We start from the raw sequence: 23,941 nt of genomic DNA, 5'->3' as shown, positions 1-23,941 counted from the left end.
GAGGGAACGCCCCCGCCTCACGCCGCCTGCAGTTCGAGGCGCGCCCCGAACTCCCGTACCGCGGGCTCGTCCCCGTACGGCAGCAGCCGTTGCTGGAGGTCCTCCAGATACTCCGCGCCGCGGGTCGAGCGCACCGTGCCGAGCAGCTCCATCGCCCGGGTCCCCGTGTGGCACGCCTGCTCGACCTCCCGCAACTGCACCTGGGCCGTGGCCAGCAGCGCGAGGCCGATGCCCCGGCGCCGGGCCCGGGACTCCGGGTGGCCGTCCAGGGACTCCTTCGCCCGGCGCGCGGCGGCCTCCGCCTGCCCCAGGTCCCGGTGGCAGTGCGCGAGTTCGTCCGCGAGGTAGGCGTGGTCGAAGTGGGCGATCCAGTCCGGGTCGTCCCCGCTGTCCGGGTCGGCCCGCTCCAGGGCGGCCTCGGCCCGGCCCGCGGTCTCCAGGCAGGTGCGGGCGTCGCCGAGCAGCGCGTGGCCGCGCGCCTCCGCCGCGTGGAACATCGCCTCCGCACGCGGGGTGACCCGGCCGCGCGCGCCCTCCTGCGCGGCACGCGCCAGTTGGGCGATCTCGCGCGGGTTGCCGAGCTGGGCGGCGAGGTGGCTCATCGAGGCGGCCAGCACATAGCCGCCGTACGCGCGGTCGCCCGCCGCCTGCGCGAGGCGCAGGGCCTGGATGTAGTAGCGCTGGGCCAGGCCCGGCTGGCCCGTGTCGATGGCCATGTAGCCGGCGAGTTCGGTGAGCCGGGAGACCGCCGCGAACAGCTGACGGCCGGTCGATTCGCGGTACGCCCCCGAAAGCAGCCCGGAGACCACGCTGTTGAGGTAGTGCACGAGGACCGGGCGCACATGGCCGCTGCCGAAGCGGTGGTCGAGGTCGACCAGCGCGGCCGTCGTCGCCCGCACCGCCTCCACGTCCGGCATCCCGACCCGGGACCCGGCGGCCCGGGCGACCTGCGGGTCCGCGCCGGTGATCAGCCAGTCCCGGCTGGGCTCCACGAGCGCGGACGAGGCGACCGCCGAGCCGGTGAGGAAGTCGCGGCGGCCGACGTCGCTGCGCCACAGCTCGCAGACCTGCTCGATCGCCCCGGTCACCGTCGGCGCGAACTGGAGGCCGACGCCCGAGGCGAGGTTCTTGCCGTTGGCCATCCCGATCTCGTCGATCGTGACCGTACGGCCGAGCTTGCGGCCCAGCGCCTCGGCGATGGTGCCCGGCGCCCGGCCGCGTGGCTGCTGGCCGCGCAGCCAGCGGGCCACGGACGTCTTGTCGTAGCGGAGGTCGAGGCCGCGTTCGGCGCCGACCATGTTGACCCGGCGGGCGAGGCCCGCGTTGGAGCATCCGGCTTCCTGGATGAGCGCCTGGAGCCGTTCGTTCGGCTGGCGTGCGACGAGTGGCCTGGCTGCCATGTGTGTGTCCCCCTGAGGCCGCAGTGATAGGTGGCGGGATCACTGCCCGACATATGACTGAGAAATGCGCTGATTCATCGTGTTGGTCACTTTCCGCGCGACTTACCGCATTCGTCACGGCCAGTCACTAAAATGCCGCGCCGGACCGCCCCTGCCGGACGCCCCGTAACCAGCTACCCGCCCAGGGCCCGTGCCTCTCCCACGCGCCCCCGCCCGTGCACCCGTGCGCCCCGCATGCGGAACCACGCACCGGGCGGCCGTAACTCTTCGTGAAGCCTGTAGTTGAGCTGGACGTGGAAGAGCCCATCGGAGTCATGGAAGCCGCGCAGGTCCCCCGGCAGCGCCTGGAGCAGCTGCTCGACGCCGCCGTGCGGTACACGGAGGAGAGGCACTGGGACGTGTGCCCGGGCACCTGGCTGGAGCGGTCCGGCGGTGGCCGGTGCTCGTGCGGCGAGGAGGCGTGCGCCGCGCCCGGCGCCCACCCCGCCGGGGACGGCTGGGCGGACGGGGCCACCGGCAGCGGCGCGGCGGCCCGCCGGATGTGGACCCGGCGGCCGGGCGCCGCGGTGCTGCTGCCCACCGGGCGCGCGTTCGACGCCGTCGACGTGCCGGAGTCGGCGGGCTTCCTGGCGCTCGCCCGGATGGAGCGGATGAGCCTGCCGCTCGGCCCGGTCACCCGCACCCCCGACCGCCGCATGCAGTTCTTCGTGCTGCCCGGCGCCGCCGCGAAGGCGGAGGACCTGGCCCGCCGGGCCGGGTGGAACGCCGCGTCAATCGGCCTGCGCGGCGTCGGCGAGGGCGGTTACGTCGTCGCGCCCCCGACCCGGGTCGGCGGGGCCGGCGCGGTGCAGTGGGCCCGCTCCCCCACGACCGCCAACCGCTGGCTGCCCGAGGTCGAGGAGCTGATCGGCCCGCTCGCGTACGCCTGCGGGCGGGTGGCGGCCGACACGCGCCGCAAGAGCCTTTCGTAGGGTGGTCCCCGGGTACGACACACGTACGTACGGGGACTTCGAAAGGCGTGCACATGCCGGACCGGACAGAACGCGAGGGAACGGACGGAACCGAGGCACCGCGGGCGGCACCGCCCGCGGTGCGCGTCCAGGGGCTGTGGAAACGGTTCGGCGAGCAGACCGCGGTCGCCGGCATCGATCTGGACCTGCCCGCGGGCAAGTTTATCGGCCTGGTGGGGCCCAACGGGGCGGGGAAGACCACCACGCTCTCCATGGTCACCGGGCTGCTCCGGCCCGACCAGGGGCGGATCGAGATCGGTGGGCGCGACGTATGGGGCGACCCGGTCGGGGTGAAGTCCCGGATCGGGGTCCTGCCCGAGGGGCTGCGTCTCTTCGAGCGGCTGTCCGGCCGCGAACTCCTCGCGTACACCGGCCGGTTGCGCGGACTGCCCGGCCAGGAGGTGGACAGCCGGGCGACCCAGCTGCTCGACGTGCTGGACCTGGCGGGCTCCCAGCACAAGCTGGTCATCGACTACTCGACCGGGATGCGCAAGAAGATAGGGCTCGCCGCCGCCCTGCTGCACAACCCCGAAGTCCTCTTCCTGGACGAGCCGTTCGAGGGAGTCGACCCGGTCTCGGCGCAGACCATCCGCAAGGTCCTGGAGCGTTACACGCGGTCCGGGGCGACCGTCGTCTTCTCCAGCCATGTGATGGAGCTGGTCGAGTCGCTGTGCGACTGGGTGGCCGTCATGGCGGCCGGCGCCATCCGCGCCCAGGGCCCCCTGGCCGAGGTGCGCGGCGAGGCTCCCTCGCTCCAGAACGCCTTCCTGGAGCTGGTCGGTGCGGGCGACCGCGACACCGGCGCGACCCTGGACTGGCTGGGCGGCGACCGATGAGCGTGCTCGACGCCCCCGCCGGCACCACCCCCCGGCCCGGGGCCACGACCGGTGCGAGGGCGCTGATCCCCGTCTTCGCCCGGCTCAAGCTGGCCCTGCTCCGCAACGGGCTGCGCCAGTCCTCCGGGCGCCGGGCCGCCTACATCGCCTCGGTCGCCGGCGCTCTGCTCATCGCCGCCGGGCAGCTGGTCGGGTTGATCCTGCTGCGCGGCCACGCCCACGCGGACTCCCTGGTGGTGCTGCTCACCGCCGTCCTGGCCCTCGGCTGGGCGGTGATGCCGCTGTTCTTCTCGGCCGGCGACGAGACCCTGGACCCGACCCGGCTGGTGATGCTGCCGCTGCGGCCCCGGCCGCTGATCGTCGCGCTGCTGGTCTCCTCGCTGATCGGGCTGGGCCCGCTGTTCACGCTGTGCCTGGCGGCCGGATCGGTGGCCGCGCTGGCCGAGGGGGCGGGCTCGGTGGTCTTCGCGGTGCTCGCCGTGCCGCTGACCCTGCTGGTCTGTGTGGCCCTGGCCCGCGCGGTCGCCGCCGCCAACACCCGGCTGCTCACCTCCCGCAAGGGGCGGGACCTGGCGGTCCTCAGCGGCCTGCTGATCGCGGTGGGCATCCAGGTCGTCAACTTCGGCGCGCAGCGCCTCGGCCGGGCCGGCGGGCTCTCCTCGCTCGACCCGGCGGCGGACGTGGTGCGCTGGCTGCCGCCCGCCTCGGCCGTCGGGTCCGTAGGCTCCGCCGCCGAGGGGGCGTACGGGCGGGCCGTCGTCCAGTTGCTGAGCGCGGCGGCCGCGCTGGTGGTGCTGCTGTGGCTGTGGCGGCGCAGTCTGACGAAGCTGATGACCGCGCCGGACGGTTCCACGACCGCCGCCGCCGGGCCGGACCGCGAGAAGTCCGGCCGGGTCGGCGCGGGTCTGTGGGCGCTGCTCCCCGAGGGCCGCACCGGCACGGTGATGCAGCGGTCCCTGCGGTACGTGGCACGGGACCCGAAGACGAAGGCGGCCTGGGTGACCGCGCTGGCGATCGGGCTTATCGTCCCGCTGATCAACGCCCTCCAGGGCCAGGGCACGGTGTACTTCGCCTGCTTCGCCTCCGGGATGCTCGGCATGCAGATGTACAACCAGTTCGGGCAGGACACCTCCGCGTTCTGGATCGTCGCCCAGACGATCTCCTCGGCGCGGGACGCGTACGCCGAACTGCGCGCCCGGGCCCTGGCGCTGCTGCTGGTCACGCTTCCGTACACGGTGCTCGTGGCGGTGGTGACGGCGGCGCTGCTCGGCGACTGGAAGCTGCTGCCGGGGGTGATCGGCCTGTCGTTCGCGCTGCTGGGCGCGATGCTGGCGACCGGCGCGGTGGCGTCGGTGAGCTTCCCGTACTCGGTGCCGCAGGAGGGGGCGTTCAAGAACGTGGCGCCGGGGCAGGCCGGTCTCGCCTCGATCTCCATCCTCGGCGGCATGGTCTCGGCGGCTGTGCTGAGCGCCCCGGTGATCGCGCTGACGATCACCCTGCACGCCACCGACCGGACGGACCGGCTGTGGCTGCTGCTGCCGGCCGGGGCGGTGTACGGGGCACTGATCGCCTGGGGCGGAATGCGGCTGGCGGCCCCGCGCATGGCGCTGCGGCTGCCGGAGATCCTGACGGCGGTCAGCAAGGGCTGAGACCCCGCGGGCTCACGGGGACACGGGCTCGCGGTCGTCCCGCACATCCTCGGACAGCTGTTCGAGGAAGGGTTCGACCGCGGCCCGCCAGCCCTCCGGCTGGTCGAAGTGCACGAGGTGGCCGGCGTCGGCCACCTCCGCGTACTGACCGCGCGGCAGGACCCGGACCATCTCCTGCGCCTCCGCCCGGCCGAGCTCACCGTCCAGGCCGCGCAGCACCAGCGTCGGGCATCTGACCTGGGCCAGCTCCTCCCAGTGCGCGTCGAACACCCAGGTGGCGCGGGATTCCAGCATCTGGCGGCGCGAGAAGACGGGCCACCAGCCGCCGTCCCGCTCGGCCATCACCTCGGCGTAGAACGCGCCCCGGGACGGGCTGGGGCGCTCCACCCACGGGTCCTCCTCGCCGAACCACCGGCGCACGGCGTCGGGCGAGGCGAAGGGGAGCGGCCAGCTCCCGAACCAGTCCTCCCACTCGCGCTGGGAGGCCGCGCCGAGCGCGGAGGCGCGCATGTCGCAGACGACGAGCGCGCGGACCAGGTCGGGGCGCTTGGCGGCGAGCTGCCAGGCGGTGAGGGCTCCCATGGAGTGGCCGACGAGGGTGACGGGGGCGAGCCCCAGCTGTTCGATCACCGCCTCGGCGTCCGCCACGTAGGCGTCGCGGGTGTAGGGGCCGTCGGCCGGCTTCCCGCTGTCGCCGTGGCCGCGCTGGTCGAGACCGACCGGGCGGTGCCGCTCGGCGAGCCAGCGGGCGGTGGACGCCCAGTGCGAGGCCCGGCCCATCAGGCCGTGCAGCAGTAAGACGGCGGGGGCCGGGGCGCCGTCCGCGCCCGCCCCGGGCGGGTCGGCGAACTCCCATGCCGCGAGGCGTACGCCGTCCGATCCGGTCACTTCGATGCGCCGCGCCATAGCTTCTGGCACCCCCTTCTCTCCCCGCGTCACCGGGTGGTCGTGTCGGCCAGAGTATCGAACCTCTATTCGAAAACTGGGATCTGCCAGCCAAGACCGCTCGTTCGAGTGACTGCTTCCCAGGATTGACGACGGCAGCCGCGGGGAGATGTTCTGCAGGAGGCGGGCCGCTCGGGGATGAGGGCTCGCGGGACCGACCTCGAGAGCTCGGGGCTCCAGGTCGGGCACAGGGAGGGACGGGCCCCGGCGCCTTGCGGCGCCGGGGCCCTCCGCATGTCTGCGTACGACGGGCGCATCGCGGCTCCCCTCCCCGGCGGCACGGGCGGCGGCCGACACACTCAGCCACCCTTCCGCCACAGCGTGGCACGGTCCGCGCCGGAGCGCTGCGGTTCCGTACGGAAAAAAGAGAAACCGGGCACCGGCGGCTGCCGGTGCCCGGTCTCCCGGAACGGTCCCGAACGGTCTTACCGGAACGGCTCCTACCGCTTGGCGACGAAGACGTGCGAGGCGACCTCGGAGTCCAGCTCCGCCGCCTCGCCGCTGCTGCCCACCAGCACCCCGCCGGGCGACTGCGTCACGCTGACCACGGAACCGGGCTGCACGCCCGCCCGCCGCAGCGTGTACATCAGCTGGGCGTCCGTCTGGATCGGCTCCCCGATCCGGCGGACCACCACCGTCTTGCCGTCGCTGCCCGGGTCGAGGTCGGAGAGGCTGACCATGCCCTCGTCGAGGAACGGGTCGGCCTCGGCCTTCTCGCCCAGCTCCTCCAGGCCCGGGATCGGGTTCCCGTACGGGGACTCCGTCGGGTGGCGCAGCAGCTCCAGCACCCGGCGTTCGACCGCCTCGCTCATCACGTGCTCCCACCGGCACGCCTCGGCGTGGACCTGCTCCCACTCCAGGCCGATCACGTCGACCAGCAGGCACTCGGCCAGCCGGTGCTTGCGCATGACGCGCGTCGCGAGGCGGCGGCCCTCCTCGGTCAGCTCCAGATGCCGGTCGCCTGCGACCTGGACCAGGCCGTCGCGCTCCATCCGCGCCACGGTCTGGCTGACGGTCGGACCGCTCTGGTCCAGCCGTTCAGCGATCCGGGCGCGCATGGGGACCACGCCTTCCTCTTCGAGTTCGAGGATGGTGCGGAGATACATCTCCGTGGTGTCGATCAGTCCGGACATTCGTGCCCCTCGATGCAATCGTGCGCTGGCCCTGGCATCAATTCTGACGCATCGCGCACGGAACCGTGCCGCGCCGTCGTCACCGGGGTCGTGCGGTATTGACAGGTCACTGGTCCAGACCGCAACGTGATCGGCGTTACGGACGCCCCATGGACACCTCACCCCGCCGGAAAGGTCCTCCCCCGATGAGCGAAAGCAAGCTGGCCGGTCAGTTCTTCGATGCGGCGATCGGCCTGCTGGGGAGGGTGCGGGACGAGGAGGCCGGGAACATCGCGGCCGCCGGAGCCGCCATCGCCGACACCGTCGAGGCGGGCGGCCGGCTCTTCGCCTTCGGCGCCGGGCACTCCTCGCTCGCCGCGCAGGACGTCGTCTACCGGGCGGGCGGGCTCGCCCTGATGAACCTCATGGCCGTGCCCGGGGCGCTCGGCGTGGACGTCATGCCCGCCACCCTGGGCTCCGCCCTGGAACGCGTGGACGGCCTCGCGGGCGCGGTGCTCGACTCCAGCCCCGCGAAGTCCGGCGACGTGCTCGTGATCATCTCGCTCTCCGGGCGCAACGCCCTGCCCGTCGAGATGGCGCTCAACGCCCGCGCGCTGGGCCTGAAGGTCATCGGCGTCACCTCGGTCGCGTACGCGCAGGAGACCCGGTCCCGACACAGCTCGGGCGGATTCCTGCGCGACCACTGCGACATCGTCCTCGACAGCAAGATCGCGGTCGGCGACGCGGAGCTGGAAGTGGACGGCATCGAGGCGCCGTTCGCGCCGGCGTCCACGGTGGTCACCAGCGCGATCATGCAGGGCATGATGGCCGCGGCGGCGGAACGGCTGCTGGAGCGGGGCATCGAGCCGCCGTTGCTGCGGTCGGGGAACGTGGACGGCGGGCACGAGTGGAACGGGCGCGTGATGAGCCAGTACGCGGACCGGATCTTCTACCGGCACTGAACGTCACGGGGCGCCCGTCTCCGGCACGGGCGCCCGCCGCCGTCGTTCACCTGGTCCGGGCGCACTGACGGCCAGGACGGCGGTGTCGTCGTCCACACCGGCGCCCAGGCAATCGAGCACGCCGCTGATGGCCCGGACCGTGGCCGCGGCGGTGGTGGGCGCCAGCGAACGCGCGAAATCCAGCAGTGCTTCCTCGCCGTATCTGCCACCGGACTGGTCGATGTGGGCCTCGGTGAGGCCGTCGGTGTAGAACAACAGGGTGTCGCCCGGTTCGAGGCGGACCGTGGTGGTGGCGATGTCCGCGTCCGGCAAGGCACCGATGAGCTGGCCACCCGGGGTGGGCACGTAGTGGGCGGTTCCGTCGGCGCGCATCCGGATGGCCGGCGGATGGCCGCCACTGGCCAGGGTGATCCGGAACGCCCCGTGGTCGGTGGGTGCCAGCAGGCCGAAGATCACGGTGCAGAACCGGGGTTCGACTTCGTTGTCCTCATGGGTCAGGACGGTGTTCAGGTGGTCGAGAACGGAAGCCGGATCTGAGTTGTACACGGCGGCGGCGCGCAGGGTGTACCGGGCCAGTGAGGTGATCGCCGCCGCGTCCGCACCCTTGCCGCGCACGTCGCCGAGAAAGAGGCCCCAGGTGCCGCGGTCGAGGGGGAAGAGGTCGTAGAAGTCTCCGCCGACCTCGTCGACGGAAGCGATGTAATACCGGGCCGCGACCTCAAGACCGGGCACGTCGTCCAGGACCGGGGGCAACAGGGTGCGCTGGAGCGTGGTGGCCAGGGTCTGGAGGCGGTCGCGTTCCCGGTCGGCCTCCTGCCGGGCGCGGAGCAGCTCCGTCTCGTAGGCGCGCCGGTCGCGGGCGTCGACGACGGTCGTACGGATCAGCAGCGGCCGGCCGTCGTCATCGCGCTTGACGGTGGAGGTGACGAGGACCGGCAGACGGGAACCGTCGGCCGTCTTCAGCTCCAGCGCGATGCCGTGCACCTCGCCCTGCATGGACAGCAGCGGCGCGAAATGCGTCTCGTGGTAGAGCCTGCCGCCGACGGTGAGCAGGTCCGCGAAGCGCCTTCGCCCGACCAGGTCCTCCCGGCGGTAACCGAGCCAGTCCAGCAACGTCTTGTTGACCTTGGCGATCTGCCCGTCCAGCAGGGTGGACAGATATCCGCAGGGAGCGTTCTCGTAGAGGTCCTCCATGCTGTCCTCGGGCAGCGCGGAGAACGTCGCTTCACCATCGGCGCCACCCGTCCCGCGGTCGTGACCGTCGTCGGCCATGCACATCACTGGGTGAGTCGGGTGGCGAACGAGGCGATCGCCGCGGCCGTGGCCTCGGGCGCGCTCAACTGCGGGCAGTGCCCGGTCGCGTCCAGGGTGACCAGTTCGCTGCCCTTGATGTGCGCGTGGACGAAGGCGCCCACCTCCGGCGGAGCGATCGCGTCGCTGGAGCACTGGGCGATCAGGGTGGGGACCGGGACCGCTTCGAGGTCGGAGCGGTTGTCGGACAGGAAGGTCACCCGGGCGAAGGTGCGGGCGATCTCCGGGTCGGTGCGGCAGAAGCTGTTGGTCAGTTCCTGTCCCAGCTCCGGCCGCTCCGGGTTGCCCATGATCACCGGCGCCATGGCCGCCGACCAGCCCAGGTAGTTGGAGTCCAGGGATTGCAGCAGCTCCTCGATGTCCTCCGAGCTGAACCCGCCCCGGTACCCCGTGGCCACGTCGTCGATGTAGCGCGGCGAAGGGGTGAGCAGGAAGAGCCCGGCGAACCGCTCCGGCTCCCGTGCGACGGCCAGCACGCCCATCATGGCGCTCACCGAGTGGCCCACGAAGACCACCGGGCCCGCATCCAGCTCGCGGCAGATCTCCAGCACGTCCTGGGCGTAGCCGTCGAGCCCGGCGTAGCGGTCCTCGCTCCACGCATCCAGGTCCGAGAGACCCGCCCCCACGTGGTCGAAGAGGACCAGCCGGAAGTCCCGCTCCAGGATCGGCACCACCAGCCGCCAGAGGTTCTGATCGCACCCGAACCCGTGTGCGAGCAGCAGGACCGGTCCATCCGCCCGGCCGGTCACCGTCACATGGTTCCTGGCGCGCACATCCATGCACCCCATCCTCGCACCGAGCCCCGCCGGACACCCCCCGAGAGCGGCGTCGGCCGCGCGGGACACCCTGCCCGGCGGATCGGCGGATCAGGGCCGACCGGCGTCCGGCCGCCCGCTCGCCGTCCGGTGCAGGTCCACCGATGCCGCCACCCGGGCGGCCACCGTTTCCGCGTACGCCGCGTCCGGGCGTTCGAACGCGCTGCGGTGCGCGGAGCGGAGGAACGTCACCACGCCCAGGGTGCGGCCGCGGCTGCGCAGGACCGTGGCGAGGGCGTGGACCGCGTCCGGCGGCCACTGCCGCCGGCGCGCCCACTCGCCGTCCGTACGCCCCGCCCCCGCCGACGTGCGCACCGAGCCCGTGCGGTCCACCGCCTGGAGCGCCGGGTGGCCCGGCGCGTACCGCAGGGGGACGCCGCCGCCGGCCACCGGGAGGCAGGGGCCCGGCGCGTCGGCCGGGGTGGCCGCCGCCCGCACCAGGCGCTCCCCCGCCACCAGGTCGACCAGCGCGTGGTCGGCGAACCCGGCCAGCGCGAAGTCGAGCGACGACATCGCGGCCTCCATCGGGTCCTCGCACTCCGCGGCGGACCGCGCCGCGCGGTGCAGCTGGTTGGAGCGGAACCGCAGCCGGTCCGCCTCCTGAGCGGCGAGCCGGGCCTCCGTGACGTCCTGGAAGACCCAGCCGGCGCCCAGCGGCACGGGCTCCTCGGTGAGCGGGGAGGCCAGCCGCAGGAAGCCGCTGCGCCAGCAGCGACGGCGGGTGCCCTCACCGCCGCGCAGGGTCACCCACAGCTCGGCGGGCGGGCCGGGCGCCCCCTCGGCCAGGACGTGCTGAAGGGCGCCCTCCAGCTCCTCGACCCCCTGGGCGATCACCTCGCCGAGGGGCCGCCCGAGCAGGGCCGTACGGCCGCCGCCCAGAGCGCGGGCCGCGTGGGCGTTGACGACGGTGGGGCGCAGGTCCACGTCGACCAGGACGACACCCCAGGAGGCGTCCTCGAACAGGGCCTCGCTGAGCGCGATGGCCCGTTCCAGGTCGATCTGGGCGTGGACCTCGCTGAACGCGCAGTACACCCCGGCCGGCTTCCCGTCCGTGCCCCGGACCCCGGCGGACTGGGTGCGCACGAGGACCCGGCCGCCGTCCTTCCGAAGCAGCGCGAACTCGTGGACCCGGCGCCCCGGCGCGTCCATGACCGCCATCAGCCGCCGCTGCACCTCGTCCGCGTCGGCCCGGCGCACGGCCCATCCGGCGAAGCCCGGGCGCCCCACGGCCTCCTCGGCGGACCAGCCGAGGACGCGCTCGGCCTCGCGGTTCCAGTGGGTGACGGTGCCGTCCGCGTCGAAGGCGCAGAGCGCCGCGTCCATGCCGTCGAGGAGGGCCGCCAGCAGCTCCGCGCCGGCCGTCCCCCTGCTCGTGGAAGCACTCATCCCGGTCCCCCTGCGCGAGGTGTCCGCCATAACCGCACGTCAGACCATTGAACTCGAACGTGACCCGGGGCACGGGGACTTTCCCGGAAATCGGACAGGCCCTAATTCGCTTGCCCGGCCCGGAGGCGGTTCCTAAGGTGGCTGTACACGCGAAAGGAGGTGATCCGAAAAGTGCAGTCTTATCGGATTCGTGAGGTGGCTGCGGGCTGACAGCCCGTCGTCGCACTTCGTGCACCTCGGCGGGCTGACCGCCGAAACCCAAGCAGTCACCGACCCGCAGGCTCGCCGGTAGATCCGGCCGGCTCCCTCCGCGAGGAGGGAACCAGAGCCTGCGGGTTTCCGCGTTCCCGGGCGGATACGCCCCTTACGGGCACAGCCGCTCGACGCGCCACGTGCCGTCCTCGCCGCCCTCGCGGACGTAACGCAGCCGGTCGTGCAGCCGGTTCTCGTGGCCCTGCCAGAACTCGATCGTCTCGGGAACGACCCGGAAACCGCCCCAGTGCGGGGGCGCCGGGACCTTCTCGCCCTCCGGGTAACGGGACGACAACTCCTCGTAGCGGGTGAGCAGCTCCTCGCGGCTGCCGATCACCGCCGACTGGTCGCTCGCCCAGGCGCCGAGCTGGGAACCGTGCGGGCGGGTGCGGAAGTAGGCGACGGTCTCCTCGCGGGCGACGCGGGCCGCGGTGCCGGTGACGATGACCTGGCGGGCCAGCGGGTGCCAGGGGAAGAGCAGCGAAACGTACGGATTGGCCGTCAGCTCGCGGCCCTTGCGCGAGCCGTAGTTGGTGAAGAAGACGAAGCCGCGCGCGTCGTACATCTTCAGCAGCACCGTGCGGGAGGAGGGGCGGCCCTCGGGGGTCGCCGTGGCGACCACCATGGCGTTCGGCTCGTGGAGCATGCCGCCGGCGGCGACTTGGCGGAACCAGCGCGCGAACTGGTCCATCGGATCGGGCGCGAGCGAGTCCTCGGTGAAGGTCTCGGATCGGTATTGCTCGCGCATCGCGGCCGGATCGGTGGTGGAATCGAAGGAGGAGTCTGGGGTGGGCACGGTGCCATCCTGCCGCAGCGGCCGGACGGGCAGGAGACCCCCGGCGCAGCCGTCGATCCGAGGGAGCCGCCTGATGTCCGACTTCGTACCCGGACTCGAAGGAGTCGTCGCGTTCGAGACGGAAATCGCCGAACCCGACAAGGAGGGCGGTTCGCTCCGGTACCGGGGCGTCGACATCGAGGAGCTGGTCGGTCACGTCTCCTTCGGACATGTGTGGGGGCTGCTGGTGGACGGGGCGTTCGAGCCCGGTCTGCCGCCCGCCGAACCGTTTCCGCTCCCCGTGCACTCCGGTGATATCCGGGTCGACGTGCAGGCCGCGCTGGCGATGCTCGCCCCGGTCTGGGGGCTGAAACCGCTGCTGGACATCGACGCGGAGACCGCCCGCGAGAACCTGGCGCGGGCCGCCGTGATGGCGCTGTCGTACGTGGCGCAGTCGGCGCGCGGACAGGGTGTGCCGATGGTCCCCCAGCGGGAGATCGACAAGGCGGAGTCCGTCGTGGAGCGGTTCATGATCCGCTGGCGCGGAGAGCCGGACCCCCGGCATGTGAAGGCCGTCGACGCGTACTGGACGTCGGCCGCCGAGCACGGCATGAACGCCTCGACGTTCACCGCCCGGGTCATCGCCTCCACCGGGGCCGACGTGGCGGCCGCGCTGTCCGGCGCGGTGGGCGCCATGTCGGGCCCGCTGCACGGCGGCGCCCCGTCCCGGGTCCTCGGCATGATCGAGGAGGTCGAGCGGACCGGCGACGCCACGGCGTACGTGAAGAAGGCGCTGGACAAGGGCGAGCGGCTGATGGGCTTCGGCCACCGCGTCTACCGGGCCGAGGACCCGCGGGCCCGGGTGCTGCGGCGCACCGCCGAGGAGCTGGGCGCGCCCCGCTACGAGGCGGCGCGGGCGCTGGAGAAGGCCGCCCTGGAGGAACTGCACGCGCGCCGCCCGGACCGGGTGCTCGCGACGAACGTGGAGTTCTGGGCGGCGATCATGCTGGACTTCGCCGAGGTCCCGGCGCCCATGTTCACGTCGATGTTCACCTGCGCCCGTACGGCGGGCTGGTCGGCGCACATCCTGGAGCAGAAGCGCACGGGCCGCCTGGTGCGCCCCTCGGCGCGTTACGTGGGCCCGGGCGCGCGAAGCCCGCGCGAGGTCGCGGGGTACGCGGAGCTGGCCACGCGCTGATCCGGGCGGCGGGCGTCAGTCCCGGTCGAGCGCCCAGGTCTGGAGGGCGTACGGCCGCCCCTTCTCCTCGCCCTCGATGAGCGGTACGCCGAGCAGCCGGAAGCCGTTCGCGGCGGCGACGGCGACGCTGGCCGCGTTCTCCGCCTCCAGTTCCAGGATGACCCGGTCGACGCCCAGCTCCTCGAACGCGTACCCGGCCATCACCCGCACCGCCCGCCCGGCGAGCCCCTGCCCGCGGTGGGCGGGGCCGACCGCGTAACCCAGCTCCGTGCCCTCGGGGGCGCGCCGCAGCATGACCTCGCCGAGCGGGGCGCCGCCGTCGAGCGTGATGGCGAGCAGGACCGCCGTGCCGTCCGCGCGCAGCTGCCGGGCCTTCGCCAGCCGCGCGCGGGCGGCCTCCGCGTCGAAGGGCGAGACGATCGGGGTCCAGTACGCGATGTCCGGGTGGTCGAACAGGTCCGGCATGGCGTCGAGGTCGTCCTCGGACCAGTCGCGCAGGACGAGCCCCTCACCCGTGAGTTCGACGTGCTCGGGGAACGGGGGCGTGGCGCTGCTGGTCATGGTGCGGACCCTATCCGGGCGTTCCCCGGACACCAAGGCGTTGGTGTCGCCCCGGTCCGCTCACCCCAGCGCCGTGTCCAGCAGCGCCGCCCACTGGGCGACCACCTTGCGGCGGCGGGCGGTGTCGTCGGTGAGGACGTTGGCGAGGCCGAGCCCCCGGGCCATGTCCAGCAGTCCCTGCACGGTCTCCCGCACCCCGGGCCTCGTCTCGTCGGCGCGCAGGAGGTGGACGGCGATGCGGTGGGTCTCGCGGCCCACCCGGGCCTCCAGCTCCGTCACGCGGGGGCGCAGTTGCTCCTCGTTGGACGCGGCGACCCAGAGCTGGAGGGCGGCGCGGAAGAGGGGGCCGGTGTAGAGGTCGACCAGGGCGGCGACGACGGCGGCGCGGTCCTGGTCGGGGACGGCGCGCAGGGCGGCGGAACGTTCCTCGGCGACGTATTCGACGGCGGCGGTGAACAGGTCCTCGCGGGTGGGGAAGTGGTGCTGGGCCGCACCCCGCGAGACCCCGGCCCGTTCCGCGACGACGGCGACGGTGGACCCGGCCCAGCCGTGCTCGGCGAGGGAGGCCACGGCGGCCTCCAGGAGGCGGCGGCGGGTGGCGCGGCTGCGGTCCTGTTTGGGGCCCGGGCTGCTGCCGCCCGGTGTCACAACGCCCATGCGGGGTCCCGTCGTTCAAGGAAGGCCGTCATCCCCTCCCGGGCCTCGTCGGAGGCGAAGAGCCGGGCCGAGCGGGCGATGAGGTCTTCGGCGTGCTGGTCGAAACTCTGGAGCACAGTAGCCGTGACCAGCGCCTTGGACGCCGCCAGCCCCTGCGGCGAGGCCCGGCGCAGATCGTCGAGCACGCCGTCGACCGAGCCGTCCACGTCGTCGGCGGCCATCGTGACGAGGCCGATGCGCTCGGCCTCGTCCGCGTAGAACTTCTCGCCGGTCAGGTAGTAGCGGGCGGCGGCGCGCGGGTCGAGGCGCGGGAGCAGCGGCATCGAGATCACGGCGGGCGCGAGCCCGAGCCGCGCCTCGGTGAGCGCGAAGGTCGCCCCGAACCCGGCGACGGAGATGTCGCACGCCGCGAGCAGCCCGAGCCCGCCGGCCCGGACGTGGCCGGTGACCCGGGCGACCACGGGCTTCGGCAGCGCGACGATCCGCCGCATCAGGGCGACGAAGTCGTGCGGATCGGCCGGGGCGCGCAGATCGGCGCCCGCGCAGAAGGTGGTCCCGGTGTGGGTGAGCACGACGGCCCGCACGGAGTCGTCGGCCGCGCACCCGTCCAGCGCCTCCGCCAGCTCGGCGACGAGGCCGGCGCCGAGGGCGTTGCGGTTGGCGGGCGAGTCGAGCGTGAGGGTGGTGACGCCGCGCACGTGGGCGGGCGGTGCGAGCGGGCTCATCCGCGTAACTCCTTCTCTGCCGGCCGTCGCGTCGAGCGTGGCAGCAGGGCCCGGAACAATCAAGCGCGCTTGCATGATTTTACGGGGTGCGGCGGGCCGCGTACGGCCGGTCGCGCTCAGGAGTCCGCCGCGGACAGCCTCTCCGGTGCCCCGTCCTCCGCGGCGGTCAGCTCCTGGGTCCCCACGACGGACAGCAGTTCCAGCTGCTCGGCCGCCGGGCTTCCGGGCGGGGCGGTGAACCACAGCAGCCGTTGCCGCCCGTCCTCGCTGAGGAGGTTGTGGCAGTCGAGTTCGATGACGCCGAGCAGGGGGTGGACGATCCTCTTGTGGTCCATGCGGCGCACCGCGACGTCGTGGGTGTCCCAGAGGTCCGCGAACTCCTGGCTGCGGCGGCGCAGCGCGGCGACCATCCTCGCGACCTCCGCGTCCCGGCCGCGCCGGGCCGCCGCGGCCTGGAGGTCGGCCACGAACACCCGGGAGTGGTGGGGGTGGTCCTCGGGCGGGTGCATCTCACGGGCCCGCGGGTCGGTGAACCAGCGGTACACGAGGCTCGCCGCCGGACCGCGGCGGGCCGGCGACCTGCCGAGCAGGGCCAGGGCGAGGCTGTTCTCCATCAGCGTCTCGTGCAGGTCGGTGATGACGCGCGCAGGGGTGTTGGAGAGCCTGTCCAGGAGCCCGATGAGCGCGGGCTGCACATGTGCCGACGCGCCGCCCGCGGGCGGCGGGACCGGTCGTTCGGCCAGGTGGAACAGGTGGTCGCGCTCGTCGCCGTTCAGGCGCAGGGCCCGGGCGAGGGCGGCCAGCGTCTGCGCCGAGGGCTGGACACCGTTCTTCGCGCTCCCGCGCTCCAGCTCGGTGTAGTAGTCGGCCGACAGCCCCGCCAGCTGCGCGACCTCCTCGCGCCGCAGCCCGGGGACGCGTCGGCGCGGACCGTGGGGGAGGCCGACCTCGGCGGGGCGGATGCGGTCACGGCGGGTCCTGAGGAAGGCACCGAGCTCTGGAAGGTTCACCGCTCCATGCTCGCTCGTACGGCGGAGCGGAGCCAGGGGGTGGCGTCCCCTGGGTCGACGCAGCCCTGGCTGCGGACGGGGAACCGGCCGATCGTTGAGGACACCGCCGGGTCTCGGCCCTCATCCACCACAGGAGTCAGTCATGCCCCTCCCCACTTCCCCCGACGGGCCCGCTGCCCCGGAGCGGCCCTCCGCCTCACCCCGGGTCGCGATCGTCACCGGTGGCTCGCGCGGCATCGGCCGCGGGGCCGTCGGCCGGCTGGCCGCCGACGGGTACGCCGTCGTGGTCGGCTACGCGGGCGGCCGGGACGAGGCCGAGGCCGCCGTGAAGGAGGTCGTCACCGCCGGCGGCCGGGCCCTCGCGGTCCGCGCGGACGTCGCCGACGAACACGCGGTCGCCGCCCTGTTCGACGCGGCGGAAGCCGAGTTCGGCGGCGTCGACGTCGTCGTGCACGCGGCGGGGCGGATGCACCTGGCGCCGATCGCCGACATGGACCTGGCCGTCCTGGACGACCTGCACCGCACCAACATCCGCGGCACGTTCGTCGTCGTCCAGCAGGCCGCCCGCCGGGTGCGCCCCGGCGGCGCGATCGTGACGTTCTCCACGTCGGTGCTGGGGCTGGCCTTCCCCCGCTACGGCGCCTACGCCGCCAGCAAGGGCGCGGTCGAGGCGCTGACGCTGATCCTGGCCCGCGAGCTGCGGGGCCGCGACGTCACCGCCAACACCGTCGCGCCCGGGCCCACGGCCACCGATCTGTTCCTGGACGGCAAGGACGAGGAGACCATCGCCCGCCTGGCCGCCCAGCCCCCGCTGGAACGCCTCGCCACCCCGGCCGACATCGCCGAAGTCGTCGCGTTCCTGGCCTCCCCCGCCGGCCACTGGGTCAACGGACAAGTGGTCCGCGCCAACGGCGGAATCGCCTGAACCACCCCCTGACCGTCCGCATCACCCACTGGAAGAAGGAACGACCCACCATGCCCTTCGCGAACTTCAAGGTCCCCAAGAAGACCCTCACCCCGAAGCAGAAGGAGGAGATCGTCACCCGCACCACCGAACTGTTCGTCGAGATCTACGGCGAGCGCGCCCGCGCCAACACGATGGTCCTGGTCGAAGAGGTCGCCGACGGCGGCTGGGGCATCTCCGGCAACGTGCTGACCCTCGCCATGCTCGGCGAGGCGGCGCCGACGGACGCCTGACCGCACCGGCCGCCACCCGGACCGCCGCGCCGCCGTTCGCCGCGGGGGCCGCCCGTCACCCCTCGGGCGGCCCGTGTCACCGGATGATCGGCGCGGCCCCCGTGGCGGCCACGGACAGGTCCCACAGCCACACCGCCGCGGAGGACCTGTTCGCCTCGCTCCTGGACGAACGGGACTTCCCGGAGGCGCCGCGCTCCTGACCGAAACCCGAGTGCCCGGCGGGAACCCACTGCCTAGGGTGTGCGCATGTCGCTCAGCCGCATAGTGCTGTCCTCGGGCCGTTCCGTCGAGCTCACCGAGATCCGTATGTCCTCGACGTACGCCGGATTCCTGGAGGGCTACCCGTGCAGGGCGGCCAACGAGATGGTGATCCGAAGGCTCACGTGGCAGGCGGAGCAGGCGTTTCCTGACACCCCCGCCCATCTCGTGCCACCCCGCCTCACGTACCGGGACGGGGGCCGGGACGAGCCCCCCACAGCGTTCGGGCCCGTCGTGGAGCTGCCTCCCGTGGCCTGCGTCGGCCTCTTCCGCTCGACGGTGATCGCCCCGGACCTCGACCCGGTCCTGCACCGCTCCTCCCTCGCCGTGGGCTGGTTCCAGACCCCCCTGTCCGTCCCCACGGACGAGTCCGCAGACCCCGGGCTGCGCGACCTGAACTGGCAGGAACTGGCCGGGGACTACGAGCTCTAGGTGTTCCCCGCCACCCCGACGGGCCATTCGCTCTTCGACGGTGCCGGCAACTTCGACGAGATCAGCTTCCCCACCCTCGGCCGCCGGGGCGCGACCCTGCGGCTCTTCGACCGGGAGACCGGGCAGTGGTCGCTCCACTGGTCCGACTGCCGCACCGGTCGGCTGCTCCCGCCGGTGACCGGCCGCTTCACCGGCGACCGGGGCGACTTCTACGGGGACGACGTCCATGAGGGCCGGCCGGTCCGCGTGCACTTCGTTTGGCACCTGCTCGGCCCGGACGCCGCTCGCTGGGAGCAGGAATTCTCCGCCGACGGCGGTGCCTCCTGGGAGCTCAACTGGACCATGGACTTCACGCGTACGAGCCGGGCGGCCACCGCATGAGCATCGTGGAACTCCGGCAGTACACCCTCCACCCGGGAGCCCGGGACACCCTGATCGAGCTGTTCGAGGGCGAGTTCGTGACCGGCCAGGAGGCGGCCGGCATCACCGTCGGCGGCCGCTTCCGCGATCTGGACGACCCGGACCGCTTCGTCTGGCTGCACGCCTTCCCCGACATGGCGCACCGCCGCCGCGCGCTGGAGGCGTTCTACGACGGCCCGGTCTGGCGGCGGCACCGCGACGCCGCCAACGCCACGATGGCGGACAGCGACGACGTCCTCCTTCTGCGCGGCCCCGGCTGCACACCGCCCCCGGACGCCACCGAGGTACGGGTGACGGTCTGCCACCCGCCCGGCCCGGCGGTCTTCGACGCTTACGCTGCCCGCCACCTGACCCCGTCCCACGCGCTCCACCGCACCGAGCACGCCGAGAACGACTTCCCCCGCCTGCCCGTCCGCACCGGGGAGGACGTACGCATCTGGTTCGGCCCGTCCGCGCCACCGCCGTGGCCCAGCGTGCGGCTGCGCCTGGAGTCGGTGGGCGCCCCCGGTCGGGGCCGCGGAACACCCCGTCCCCTCACTCCCCCTCGCCGTAGGTCATGAACCAGTGCGTGTCGAAGTAGCGGGCCATCGTGTACGGATGGTGCGGGTCGACGAGGATGCGGCACACGAACCGCGCGGTCCCGCAGTCGAAGAGCATGTCCTCGTTGTCGAAGGACCGGACGACCACGGGCCACCGGTCGGGGTCGTCGCCGTCGGGCCGCCAGCAGTACAGGTCCTCGTGCTCCGTGCCGGCCCACATGAGGAGCCCGTCCCCGCGAAGGTCCCACGGCTCCTGGTTCAGGCTCAGGTACGCGTCGAACGCGCCGTCGCCGAACACGCCGACCATGCGCTTGTAGTCGCCCGGAAGAGCGGTGCCCAGGCGCGCCTCCACCTCCGCCCAGTCCACGTCCGGCCGCCGGGCCGGCCCGCCCCAGCCGGTGATCCGTATCAGCCGGTCCACCCAGTCGATGTCTCCGCCCTCCGGCCCGACCGCCAGCGGCTCCGGTACGCGCCTCGGGGCGACCACCAGCACGGTCCGCTCGACGCCCTCGTGATCGCGCGCCGATCCCGTTCCGACCCACTGGTCCCCGTACGCCCACGCCCGCATCTTCACGACCCGGTCCGCGAACGGGGCGAGGAGCGCGGCGCCCGAGGACGCGTCGGCCGTCGGATCGCGGAAGCCGTCGAGGACGAGGGTGCGCGGTGCGCCGTACCTGCCGGCGAGCAGGCCGGTGAGCTCCTGCGGATCCAGGTCGTCGGGCAGATACACGTGGCCGCCTGCCGGTTCCAGCGTGGCGAGCAAGTCGTTGAGGGCCGTCTGCGTGAGCTCCATGACGGCCAGTGAAGCGCACGGCACCGACAACGAGGGCGGAGAGCCTCTCCCGGCTTCCGCCCAGCGCGGCGACCTCGTCCTGGCGGACCTGGTCCACCGCAGCCCTCGTTGAGCCCCGGCCTGACAGACGTACTCGCGCGGGACCTCGCTACGCGGGCAGGTTCTCCGGGCCGACCAGCACCAACCGGAACTGCTGGTTCGGCCCGCCGTGGCGGGTGTACTGCACGAGCGGCGTGTGGTCCCACGTGTTGCTCTCCAGGACGTCCAGATGCTTCCCGGCGAACGTGCCGATCTCGAAAAGCCCCTGACCGACAGGGTGGAGGGAGAACCGCTGGTTCGGCCCGCCGTGCCGGGTGTGCTGGATGATGTGGGCGAAGTCGTCGGGGGAGCCCCACTGCACGTCGAGGCACTTCCCGGCGAACGTCCGGATCTCGTAGAGCCCGTCGTCGTGCGGGTGAAAGGTGAACTGCTGGTTCGGCCCCCCGTGGCAGCTGTGCTGGACGATCCGCGCGTGGTCGTCGCCGCTGATTCCCCACACGTCCAGGCACCGCCCGGCGAAGGTCCAGATGTGGAACGGCCCCAGCGGCGCCCGGTCCAGCCGCCGCAGCGCCCGCGCGAGAGCGGCCGCGTCGGGGGCCCGCTTGGCGGGGTCCTTGTCGAGCAGGGTCAGCACGAGTTCGTCCCAGTCGTACGGGACGCCCTCGGCGACCGAGCTGGGCGCGGGCGGGTCCTCGGTGGCGTGCGCGGTCAGATGGCCCATGGCGTCGGGGGCCTCGAACGGTGTCCGGCCCGTGATCAGCTCGAAGAGGACACACCCCAGGGCGTACAGGTCACTGCTGGGCTCCGGGTGGCCGCGCGCCTGCTCGGGGGCCATGTACGCGGGAGTACCGACAATGAACCCGGTCCGGGTGACCCGGGTCGCGAGCGGATCGGCCGCCTTGGCGATGCCGAAGTCGAGGATCTTCGCGGTGCCGGACGGGGAGACGAAGAGGTTGGACGGCTTGATGTCCCGGTGCATGATGCCGGCCTTGTGCGCCTCGTCCAGCGCGTCGCACATCTGCGCCACCCACCGGGCCGCGTCCGACAGCGCGACCGGGCCCCGCCTCACGACGGCGTCCAGGCCCTCCCCCCGGACCAGCTCCATCACCAGGAACGGAACCCGGTCCGCCCCTTCTCCTGCCTCCCCGAGATCGTGCACGGTCACGAGGTTGGGATGCTGCAGCTGGCCGGCGATCCTGGCCTCCCGCAGGAACCTCGCCCGCTCCTGTTCCCCGCGGCTGCCGCCCCCGGCGAGCTGATGGACCAGTTTGACGGCAACGCTCCGCCCCAGCGTCTCGTCGGACGCCTCCCACACCTCCCCCATCCCGCCCTCGGCAAGCCGCCGCACCAACCGGTAACGCCCCGCCAGCACTTGGTCCCGCACCGCCGCGCCTCCCTGCTCGGACAAGGAGATCCAGTCTCGCGCAAGGCGTTCGCGCCGTCAGCCACTCGGAGCCACAACGTCGGAAGCGGCCGGGGCGCCCTTGGGTGTCAGTGGCACCCCCTACCGTGCGCCCATGGGATTCTCAGGTCACCTGGTCTTCGCACGCAGCCACCGCCCCCTCCTGGAGGCGCCCCCGTTCCGGGGGTGGGAGGACGACGCGCACGAGTGCCTGCCCCGACCCGGCGGCTGGCAGACACTTCAACTGCCCTACGGCGACTGGACGTACGAGATGCTGTCCGGCCTGGTCGAATGGACCGGCGCCCCGGCCTGCTTCGCCGACGTCCACGACAGCGACGTCGCCCTCGTCACGGGCCTGGACACCGAGGGCAACCGTTGGCAGGCGTGGCTCAACCTGGACAACGCCGCGGCCGTACTCCTCAGGACGCCCGAGGACGTGGACGACGAAAGCCTGTGGTTCAACACCCCGGAGTTCGAAGAGGCTTTGGCCCGCAAGCGAGCAGAGCTCGACGCCGAGATCCCCGCTGCGGCCAGGCACGCTCTCGCCTGGGCGACAGCGGCCGGCGTCCGCACCACGGCAGAGCAGCACCACATCGAGGAACTGCTGCGGACCCGGGCCACCTTCGCGGAGGACCTGTTCACGTCGCTGATGGACGAACTGGACTTCCCGGAAGTCCCGCTCGCCTGACAGCGGCCCAGCTCCCCGATTTTCGTGACGGTCGACGCCGGGTGGGGCGTCATCAGGTCCTGCGCTCAGGTCCTCGACGGACGGCGACAGCGCGAGCCCTGCAGCCGTTCCGATCCATCAGGACGGTACGGCCCCGCCCTCCCCCGCCCCACGCTGACGCCGATAGTGGCGAGCCGCCCGGGCGCGGTTGCCGCAGGACGGTTTGCACCACTCCTGGCGGCCGTGGGCCTTGATGAAGTAGCGGACGCAGCGCGGCGCGGTGCAGGCGCGGAGCTGGTCGCGCTGCGGGCCGCTCAGGAAGGTGATCGCGTCGCGGGCCAGGGCCGCGACGAGGCGGACGTGCGCGTCGTTCTCGGCGGTCAGCAGGTTCGCGGTGGGGGTGCCGTCGGGCGGCCAGGCGAGTTGCGGGGCGACCGGCTCCCGCGCGGCGGCCGCGTTGAGGCGGGCCGTCGCCTCGTCGGCGGGCATCAGGCGGTGCGCGTCCGCCGGGCTGGGCGGACCGGGGCTGACCGCTCGGGCGAACAGGGCGCGGACCGCCTGCCGGAGCCCGACGAGGTCGAGGCGGAACTGTTCGTCCGCCGCGAGCTCCCCGGCGGCCGGCTCCCCGTGCTCCCGGATCCAGCGCGTCGTACCGGCGACCGTGGCCAGGTCGTCCGCGACACCGCCGTCCCCGTCGTGACGGATCGTGCTCGCCAGTTCCAGTGCCGGCCAACGCTCCACAGGGCGCCCCTTCCTCTTCCGGTTCCGACCACTTGAACACACGCCTGCGCACACCCTAAAGTCCCTAACGGAAAAACTGAACACAACCGTTAGAGGTGATCGCGGCATGACCCTGCTCGCACAGATCAGCGACCTGCACCTGGACGGCAGTACGCGGGCGACCCGGCGCACCACCCGCGTCATGGATTACCTGCGCGCCCTCCCCCGCCCCGTCGACGCGCTCCTGGTCACCGGGGACATCGCCGACCACGGCACGGAGGCGGAGTACGAGGAGGCGGCCCGGATCCTGGCCGCCCCCTTCCCCGTACTCATGTGCCCCGGCAATCACGACGCGCGACCGGCGTACCGCAAGGCCCTCCTCAAAGAGGCGCCCGGCCACGGCCCCGTCAACCGGGCGCACCACGTCGCCGGCACCGCCGTTCTGATGTGCGACGCCACCATCCCCGGCCGCGACGAGGGGCGCCTCGACGCCGAGACGCTGGCCTGGATCGACGCCACGCTGACCGCGCTGCCGCAGGACGCCCCCGCGCTGATCGCCTTCCACCAGCCGCCCGTCGAGCTCCACCACCCGCTGCCCGACTCCTGCATGCTCGAAAACCCGGAGGACCTGGCCGGTCTGCTCGCCGCGCACCCCCAGGTCGTCGCCGTCCTCACGGGCCACGCCCACACGGCGGCGGCGTCCGCCTTCGCCGGGCGGCCGTTGATCGTCGGACCGGCGGTCACCTGGACCCTGCGCCTGCCCTGGGAGGGCACCGAGTTCGCGGACCTCGACCAGCCGCCCGGTCTCGCGTTCCACGTCCTGTCCGACGACCGCCGCCTGACCACGCACTACCGGGCCGTGCTCTGATC

26 protein-coding genes are annotated in these 23,941 nt (G+C 73.1%); 12 read left to right on the top strand and 14 right to left on the bottom strand.

What is annotated here, in order from left to right; translation table 11 throughout:
- Nucleotides 1–17: 17 nt before the first annotated feature.
- Nucleotides 18–1,400 (bottom strand): transcriptional regulator, encoded by a 1,383-nt coding sequence (locus ACLQ2N_RS23545; protein ID WP_425816122.1) that lies wholly within the window; start codon nucleotides 1,398–1,400, stop codon nucleotides 18–20.
- Nucleotides 1,401–1,714: 314 nt separating this feature from the next.
- On the opposite strand from ACLQ2N_RS23545, the gene ACLQ2N_RS23540 reads away from it, so the two are divergent.
- The 3 genes from ACLQ2N_RS23540 to ACLQ2N_RS23530 are packed head-to-tail and all read left to right on the top strand — an operon-like array spanning nucleotide 1,715 to nucleotide 4,895.
- Entirely contained in the window at nucleotides 1,715–2,371 is a 657-nt protein-coding gene (locus ACLQ2N_RS23540; RefSeq protein ID WP_425816278.1) for a bifunctional DNA primase/polymerase, read from the top strand.
- Nucleotides 2,372–2,424: 53 nt separating this feature from the next.
- Nucleotides 2,425–3,246 carry an ABC transporter ATP-binding protein gene (locus ACLQ2N_RS23535; RefSeq protein ID WP_425816121.1) on the top strand — a complete coding sequence of 274 codons (822 nt, stop codon included), beginning with the start codon at nucleotides 2,425–2,427 and terminating at the stop codon, nucleotides 3,244–3,246.
- Nucleotides 3,243–4,895: a transporter gene (locus ACLQ2N_RS23530; RefSeq protein ID WP_425816120.1), complete on the top strand. Its 1,653-nt coding sequence runs from the start codon at nucleotides 3,243–3,245 to the stop codon at nucleotides 4,893–4,895. The genes ACLQ2N_RS23535 and ACLQ2N_RS23530 overlap by 4 nt, the downstream gene beginning before the upstream one ends.
- Nucleotides 4,896–4,907: 12 nt before the next feature.
- Here ACLQ2N_RS23530 and ACLQ2N_RS23525 read toward each other — a convergent pair whose 3' ends face one another.
- Together ACLQ2N_RS23525 and ACLQ2N_RS23520 are read right to left on the bottom strand one after the other, a co-directional pair.
- On the bottom strand, nucleotides 4,908–5,801 hold the full coding sequence (locus ACLQ2N_RS23525; RefSeq protein ID WP_425816277.1) for an alpha/beta fold hydrolase: 894 nt from the start codon (nucleotides 5,799–5,801) through the stop codon (nucleotides 4,908–4,910).
- Between the two features lie 479 nt (nucleotides 5,802–6,280).
- Complete coding sequence (locus ACLQ2N_RS23520) at nucleotides 6,281–6,973, bottom strand: metal-dependent transcriptional regulator (RefSeq protein WP_164401747.1); 693 nt, start codon at nucleotides 6,971–6,973, stop codon at nucleotides 6,281–6,283.
- A gap of 185 nt (nucleotides 6,974–7,158) precedes the next feature.
- Between ACLQ2N_RS23520 and ACLQ2N_RS23515 the strand changes: the two genes are divergently transcribed.
- Entirely contained in the window at nucleotides 7,159–7,914 is a 756-nt protein-coding gene (locus ACLQ2N_RS23515) for an SIS domain-containing protein (RefSeq protein ID WP_425816119.1), read from the top strand.
- Between the two features lie 3 nt (nucleotides 7,915–7,917).
- Here the strand turns inward: ACLQ2N_RS23515 and ACLQ2N_RS23510 are convergent, their stop codons facing one another.
- The 4 genes from ACLQ2N_RS23510 to pdxH form a co-directional block, all read right to left on the bottom strand.
- Nucleotides 7,918–9,192 carry a PP2C family protein-serine/threonine phosphatase gene (locus ACLQ2N_RS23510; protein WP_425816118.1) on the bottom strand — a complete coding sequence of 425 codons (1,275 nt, stop codon included), beginning with the start codon at nucleotides 9,190–9,192 and terminating at the stop codon, nucleotides 7,918–7,920.
- Nucleotides 9,192–10,004, bottom strand: coding sequence for an alpha/beta fold hydrolase (locus ACLQ2N_RS23505; RefSeq protein ID WP_425816117.1), 813 nt, complete (start codon nucleotides 10,002–10,004; stop codon nucleotides 9,192–9,194). Before ACLQ2N_RS23505 ends, ACLQ2N_RS23510 begins: the two co-directional genes overlap by 1 nt.
- 87 nt (nucleotides 10,005–10,091) lie before the next feature.
- A complete protein-coding gene (locus ACLQ2N_RS23500) occupies nucleotides 10,092–11,426 on the bottom strand; it encodes a PAS domain-containing protein (RefSeq protein ID WP_425816116.1) in 1,335 nt (444 codons plus the stop codon).
- Nucleotides 11,427–11,790: 364 nt separating this feature from the next.
- Nucleotides 11,791–12,426, bottom strand: coding sequence for a pyridoxamine 5'-phosphate oxidase (pdxH, locus tag ACLQ2N_RS23495; RefSeq protein WP_425816276.1), 636 nt, complete (start codon nucleotides 12,424–12,426; stop codon nucleotides 11,791–11,793).
- Between the two features lie 121 nt (nucleotides 12,427–12,547).
- Between pdxH and ACLQ2N_RS23490 the strand changes: the two genes are divergently transcribed.
- Nucleotides 12,548–13,651: a citrate synthase 2 gene (locus ACLQ2N_RS23490; protein WP_425816115.1), complete on the top strand. Its 1,104-nt coding sequence runs from the start codon at nucleotides 12,548–12,550 to the stop codon at nucleotides 13,649–13,651.
- 15 nt (nucleotides 13,652–13,666) lie between these two features.
- Here ACLQ2N_RS23490 and ACLQ2N_RS23485 read toward each other — a convergent pair whose 3' ends face one another.
- The 4 genes from ACLQ2N_RS23485 to ACLQ2N_RS23470 form a co-directional block, all read right to left on the bottom strand.
- Nucleotides 13,667–14,212 carry a GNAT family N-acetyltransferase gene (locus tag ACLQ2N_RS23485; protein ID WP_425816114.1) on the bottom strand — a complete coding sequence of 182 codons (546 nt, stop codon included), beginning with the start codon at nucleotides 14,210–14,212 and terminating at the stop codon, nucleotides 13,667–13,669.
- A 60-nt stretch (nucleotides 14,213–14,272) separates the two neighbouring features.
- Nucleotides 14,273–14,869: a TetR/AcrR family transcriptional regulator gene (locus ACLQ2N_RS23480; RefSeq protein WP_425816113.1), complete on the bottom strand. Its 597-nt coding sequence runs from the start codon at nucleotides 14,867–14,869 to the stop codon at nucleotides 14,273–14,275.
- Complete coding sequence (locus ACLQ2N_RS23475; protein WP_425816112.1) at nucleotides 14,857–15,594, bottom strand: enoyl-CoA hydratase family protein; 738 nt, start codon at nucleotides 15,592–15,594, stop codon at nucleotides 14,857–14,859. Before ACLQ2N_RS23475 ends, ACLQ2N_RS23480 begins: the two co-directional genes overlap by 13 nt.
- Before the next feature lie 116 nt (nucleotides 15,595–15,710).
- Nucleotides 15,711–16,604: a helix-turn-helix domain-containing protein gene (locus tag ACLQ2N_RS23470; RefSeq protein ID WP_425816111.1), complete on the bottom strand. Its 894-nt coding sequence runs from the start codon at nucleotides 16,602–16,604 to the stop codon at nucleotides 15,711–15,713.
- Nucleotides 16,605–16,746: 142 nt separating this feature from the next.
- Here ACLQ2N_RS23470 and ACLQ2N_RS23465 point away from each other — a divergent pair, with 142 nt between their 5' ends.
- The 5 genes from ACLQ2N_RS23465 (at nucleotide 16,747) to ACLQ2N_RS23445 (ending at nucleotide 19,471) form a co-directional block, all read left to right on the top strand.
- Nucleotides 16,747–17,529 carry an SDR family oxidoreductase gene (locus tag ACLQ2N_RS23465; protein ID WP_425816110.1) on the top strand — a complete coding sequence of 261 codons (783 nt, stop codon included), beginning with the start codon at nucleotides 16,747–16,749 and terminating at the stop codon, nucleotides 17,527–17,529.
- Between the two features lie 50 nt (nucleotides 17,530–17,579).
- A complete protein-coding gene (locus ACLQ2N_RS23460) occupies nucleotides 17,580–17,801 on the top strand; it encodes a tautomerase family protein (RefSeq protein WP_425816108.1) in 222 nt (73 codons plus the stop codon).
- Nucleotides 17,802–18,047: 246 nt separating this feature from the next.
- Nucleotides 18,048–18,491, top strand: coding sequence for a hypothetical protein (locus ACLQ2N_RS23455; RefSeq protein WP_425816106.1), 444 nt, complete (start codon nucleotides 18,048–18,050; stop codon nucleotides 18,489–18,491).
- Nucleotides 18,492–18,872, top strand: a complete 381-nt coding sequence (locus ACLQ2N_RS23450; RefSeq protein ID WP_425816104.1) for a hypothetical protein — start codon at nucleotides 18,492–18,494, stop codon at nucleotides 18,870–18,872.
- Nucleotides 18,869–19,471, top strand: coding sequence for an NIPSNAP family protein (locus ACLQ2N_RS23445; protein WP_425816102.1), 603 nt, complete (start codon nucleotides 18,869–18,871; stop codon nucleotides 19,469–19,471). The genes ACLQ2N_RS23450 and ACLQ2N_RS23445 overlap by 4 nt, the downstream gene beginning before the upstream one ends.
- Here ACLQ2N_RS23445 and ACLQ2N_RS23440 read toward each other — a convergent pair.
- On the bottom strand, nucleotides 19,446–20,243 hold the full coding sequence (locus tag ACLQ2N_RS23440) for a hypothetical protein (RefSeq protein ID WP_425816101.1): 798 nt from the start codon (nucleotides 20,241–20,243) through the stop codon (nucleotides 19,446–19,448). The genes ACLQ2N_RS23445 and ACLQ2N_RS23440 overlap by 26 nt on opposite strands.
- A gap of 148 nt (nucleotides 20,244–20,391) precedes the next feature.
- Nucleotides 20,392–21,690, bottom strand: a complete 1,299-nt coding sequence (locus tag ACLQ2N_RS23435; RefSeq protein ID WP_425816100.1) for a serine/threonine protein kinase — start codon at nucleotides 21,688–21,690, stop codon at nucleotides 20,392–20,394.
- 109 nt (nucleotides 21,691–21,799) lie between these two features.
- Between ACLQ2N_RS23435 and ACLQ2N_RS23430 the strand changes: the two genes are divergently transcribed.
- Complete coding sequence (locus tag ACLQ2N_RS23430; RefSeq protein WP_425816098.1) at nucleotides 21,800–22,372, top strand: hypothetical protein; 573 nt, start codon at nucleotides 21,800–21,802, stop codon at nucleotides 22,370–22,372.
- Between the two features lie 117 nt (nucleotides 22,373–22,489).
- On the opposite strand, the gene ACLQ2N_RS23425 is transcribed toward ACLQ2N_RS23430, so the two are convergent.
- Nucleotides 22,490–23,092: a CGNR zinc finger domain-containing protein gene (locus ACLQ2N_RS23425; protein WP_425816096.1), complete on the bottom strand. Its 603-nt coding sequence runs from the start codon at nucleotides 23,090–23,092 to the stop codon at nucleotides 22,490–22,492.
- Between the two features lie 106 nt (nucleotides 23,093–23,198).
- Between ACLQ2N_RS23425 and ACLQ2N_RS23420 the strand changes: the two genes are divergently transcribed.
- Nucleotides 23,199–23,939: a metallophosphoesterase gene (locus ACLQ2N_RS23420; RefSeq protein WP_425816094.1), complete on the top strand. Its 741-nt coding sequence runs from the start codon at nucleotides 23,199–23,201 to the stop codon at nucleotides 23,937–23,939.
- Nucleotides 23,940–23,941 lie beyond the last annotated feature (2 nt).

Origin of the sequence: Streptomyces sp. DT224, from assembly GCF_049844595.1 — a bacterium.
Lineage (GTDB): Bacteria > Actinomycetota > Actinomycetes > Streptomycetales > Streptomycetaceae > Streptomyces.
This window is presented reverse-complemented; position numbering and strand designations above follow the sequence as displayed.

Coding starts and splice junctions, on each gene's coding strand:
- ACLQ2N_RS23515 (WP_425816119.1), top strand. CDS start 7,159: ATGAGCGAAAGCAAGCTGGCCGGTCAGTTCTTCGATGCGGCGATCGGC.
- pdxH (WP_425816276.1), bottom strand. CDS start 12,426: ATGCGCGAGCAATACCGATCCGAGACCTTCACCGAGGACTCGCTCGCG.
- ACLQ2N_RS23465 (WP_425816110.1), top strand. CDS start 16,747: ATGCCCCTCCCCACTTCCCCCGACGGGCCCGCTGCCCCGGAGCGGCCC.
- ACLQ2N_RS23420 (WP_425816094.1), top strand. CDS start 23,199: ATGACCCTGCTCGCACAGATCAGCGACCTGCACCTGGACGGCAGTACG.
- ACLQ2N_RS23545 (WP_425816122.1), bottom strand. CDS start 1,400: ATGGCAGCCAGGCCACTCGTCGCACGCCAGCCGAACGAACGGCTCCAG.
- ACLQ2N_RS23540 (WP_425816278.1), top strand. CDS start 1,715: ATGGAAGCCGCGCAGGTCCCCCGGCAGCGCCTGGAGCAGCTGCTCGAC.
- ACLQ2N_RS23480 (WP_425816113.1), bottom strand. CDS start 14,869: ATGGGCGTTGTGACACCGGGCGGCAGCAGCCCGGGCCCCAAACAGGAC.
- ACLQ2N_RS23430 (WP_425816098.1), top strand. CDS start 21,800: ATGGGATTCTCAGGTCACCTGGTCTTCGCACGCAGCCACCGCCCCCTC.
- ACLQ2N_RS23445 (WP_425816102.1), top strand. CDS start 18,869: ATGAGCATCGTGGAACTCCGGCAGTACACCCTCCACCCGGGAGCCCGG.
- ACLQ2N_RS23535 (WP_425816121.1), top strand. CDS start 2,425: ATGCCGGACCGGACAGAACGCGAGGGAACGGACGGAACCGAGGCACCG.
- ACLQ2N_RS23475 (WP_425816112.1), bottom strand. CDS start 15,594: ATGAGCCCGCTCGCACCGCCCGCCCACGTGCGCGGCGTCACCACCCTC.
- ACLQ2N_RS23490 (WP_425816115.1), top strand. CDS start 12,548: ATGTCCGACTTCGTACCCGGACTCGAAGGAGTCGTCGCGTTCGAGACG.
- ACLQ2N_RS23520 (WP_164401747.1), bottom strand. CDS start 6,973: ATGTCCGGACTGATCGACACCACGGAGATGTATCTCCGCACCATCCTC.
- ACLQ2N_RS23530 (WP_425816120.1), top strand. CDS start 3,243: ATGAGCGTGCTCGACGCCCCCGCCGGCACCACCCCCCGGCCCGGGGCC.
- ACLQ2N_RS23500 (WP_425816116.1), bottom strand. CDS start 11,426: ATGAGTGCTTCCACGAGCAGGGGGACGGCCGGCGCGGAGCTGCTGGCG.
- ACLQ2N_RS23525 (WP_425816277.1), bottom strand. CDS start 5,801: ATGGCGCGGCGCATCGAAGTGACCGGATCGGACGGCGTACGCCTCGCG.
- ACLQ2N_RS23485 (WP_425816114.1), bottom strand. CDS start 14,212: ATGACCAGCAGCGCCACGCCCCCGTTCCCCGAGCACGTCGAACTCACG.
- ACLQ2N_RS23440 (WP_425816101.1), bottom strand. CDS start 20,243: ATGGAGCTCACGCAGACGGCCCTCAACGACTTGCTCGCCACGCTGGAA.
- ACLQ2N_RS23460 (WP_425816108.1), top strand. CDS start 17,580: ATGCCCTTCGCGAACTTCAAGGTCCCCAAGAAGACCCTCACCCCGAAG.
- ACLQ2N_RS23510 (WP_425816118.1), bottom strand. CDS start 9,192: ATGTGCATGGCCGACGACGGTCACGACCGCGGGACGGGTGGCGCCGAT.
- ACLQ2N_RS23455 (WP_425816106.1), top strand. CDS start 18,048: ATGTCGCTCAGCCGCATAGTGCTGTCCTCGGGCCGTTCCGTCGAGCTC.
- ACLQ2N_RS23505 (WP_425816117.1), bottom strand. CDS start 10,004: ATGGATGTGCGCGCCAGGAACCATGTGACGGTGACCGGCCGGGCGGAT.